Raw genomic sequence first — 840 nt, 5'->3', positions numbered from 1 at the left:
TAGGGTCAGGATGCATTGATCTCGGTCTCGCTGCATGATTCACGGCTCCGAAAAGGAGTGGTGACATGAGTGATCTTTTCTGGCTGACCGATGAGCAGATGGGCAAACTTGCGCCTTTCTTCCCGAAGTCGCACGGCAAGCCAAGGGTCGATGACAGACGGGTGTTGAGTGGGATTATCTTCATCAATCGCAATGGCTTGCGCTGGCGGGATGCGCCGCGGGAATATGGCCCTCATAAAACGCTCTACAGCCGCTGGAAGCGTTGGAGCGAAAAGGGCATCTTCGCGCGGATGATGGCCGGACTGGCGGCGGAACACGGTGAGAAGACGACCGTGATGATCGACGCGACATACCTGAAGGCCCATCGAACAGCGACCAGCATGGCCGCCAAAAAGGGGGGCGTGGCCGCCTGATCGGACGGAGCAAAGGCGGCATGAACACCAAGCTGCACGCCATCTGCGACAGTAAGGGGCGACCAATCGACCTGTTCGTTACCGCCGGACAGGTGAGCGATTACATCGGCGCAAGGGCCCTGCTGCGCGGCCTGCCAAAGGTCAAATGGCTGCTCGGGGATCGCGGCTATGATGCTGACTGGTTCAGAGAAGCGTTACAGGACAAGGGGATACGCGCCTGCATCCCAGGCCGGAAAAAACGCAAAACGCCGGTCAAATACGACAAGCGCAGATACAAGCGTCGCAACCGGATCGAGAGCATGTTCGGTAGGCTTAAGGATTGGAGGCGTGTCGCGACCCGTTATGACCGCTGCCCCAAGGTGTTTCTCTCTGCCATCGCGCTCGCGGCTCTCGTCATTTATTGGTTATGAATCCTGACCCTAAAAGT

Annotated in this window: 1 protein-coding gene; it reads left to right on the top strand. The window is 57.9% G+C overall.

What is annotated here, in order from left to right:
* Positions 1-65: 65 nt before the first annotated feature.
* Positions 66-823 (top strand): IS5 family transposase gene (locus UB90_RS22690; protein ID WP_110613704.1). Its coding sequence is split into 2 segments (ribosomal slippage): positions 66-390 and positions 390-823, totalling 759 coding nucleotides; the frame shifts between segments, so codons are not numbered across the junction.
* Positions 824-840: the final 17 nt, after the last annotated feature.

Source organism: Tritonibacter mobilis, assembly GCF_001681715.1.
In the GTDB taxonomy this organism is placed as follows: Bacteria; Pseudomonadota; Alphaproteobacteria; order Rhodobacterales; family Rhodobacteraceae; genus Epibacterium; species Epibacterium mobile.
Note: the sequence above shows the minus strand (reverse complement) of the source record. Positions and strands in the feature narration are given on the sequence as shown.